Origin of the sequence: Vibrio sp. Vb0598 (genome assembly GCF_033338935.1) — a bacterium.
In the GTDB taxonomy this organism is placed as follows: domain Bacteria; phylum Pseudomonadota; class Gammaproteobacteria; order Enterobacterales; family Vibrionaceae; genus Vibrio; species Vibrio alginolyticus.
This window is the reverse complement of record NZ_JAWOTP010000167.1, coordinates 1-1255: the sequence shown is the minus strand read 5'-3', so window position 1 is coordinate 1255 and position 1255 is coordinate 1. Positions and strand designations below refer to the sequence as shown.

Below are 1255 nucleotides of genomic sequence, written 5' to 3'. Positions count from 1 at the left end.
GCAAACAGATTCGCGCTGTAGGAACTTATTAGATTTACCACAATTTTCCGTAAGGTAAGTACAACATATTCAAAACCACAAGAGACACAATCACGAGAAACGTCAGCTGCATGCCCTTCACTCTTCCTTTAAAACTCTCTTGTAGGATACCTCTGGCATGAATGATGCGGCCAATTACAAAGATAATACCGGTAAGATGAATCCAAATGGGTGCTGCGCCGTTAAACTCTAACAACGCCATAAGAATTAGCGTAATGGGTATGTATTCGCTTGCGTTACTTTGTGCGCTGCGGGCAATTTGCAGTGCTTCTACGCCGCCATCTGCGTACGCAACCTTGTTAAGGCGCCTTTGTTTGATGACTTGAAACGCTAACCAAACTAAAAGTAGAGCCAGAATACTGGCATAAAGTGCAGTGATCATGTTGAGTCCTTTCTATTCAGATACCTATCCACTATACCTAAGTAACTTCAAGATGCCGAATAATGAAAAACATCGCTATTCATAACTTGAATTTCAGTGATAAAAAAGCGCTCGACTGAGCGCTTTTATGTTTGGTTTTACTTGGATGCACGATGAACTAAAACGAACGTGGTTTGGCCCAAACTTGGTTTAAACCGGATTCAACCTACACCGAATGATTAGCCAACCTTTTGCGCTTTATTCCTTTCGCAACGCCTTCGAAGATCGTGAGCAACAAACCCACCCAGATAAAGGCAAACGTAACCGCTTTAACGTCATCGAACAGCTCCCCAAAGAACACGACAGCAAGAATAAACTGCAAGCTCGGCTCTATGTATTGCATCAAACCAACCGTCGATAAGTTTGTAATACGAATCGCGATTGAGTAGAAGATCAAAGGCAGAATCGTGATTGGCGCGCTGCCGAAGTAAAGCAATAAAGTTGTCGTATCAACGGAAGAAGCAAGCTCTCCTGTCGTCCATTGTTTGAACAGCAAATATCCCAACGCAAACGGCGCGAGAACAAGTGCTTCAATAAACAATGTTGTGCTCCAATCGTAGTTGATTTTCTTTTTGTAGAGTCCATAAAGCGCAAAGAAAAGCCCCATTGTTAAGGCAACAAACGGTAGCTGCCCGTATTGAAACACTTGGTATAACACGCCACAAGTTGCGAGCAATATTGCAATTAATTGCCCCTTAGAAAGCTTGTCTCCCAAAACAAATACACCTAAAGCGACAGACACAAGTGGCCCGATGAAAAAGCCCAAGCTTGCATCAATCACTCGATGGTGAGTCA

2 protein-coding genes are annotated in these 1255 nt (G+C 43.1%); both read right to left on the bottom strand.

The features are described from left to right. Positions 1–34: 34 nt before the first annotated feature. Positions 35–421, bottom strand: a complete 387-nt coding sequence (locus R7Q38_RS23785; protein ID WP_025816293.1) for an MAPEG family protein — start codon at positions 419–421, stop codon at positions 35–37. A gap of 205 nt (positions 422–626) precedes the next feature. Next, positions 627–1255, bottom strand: a 629-nt coding sequence (rarD, locus tag R7Q38_RS23780) for an EamA family transporter RarD (protein ID WP_318114520.1), incomplete at its 5' end; no start/stop codon positions are given.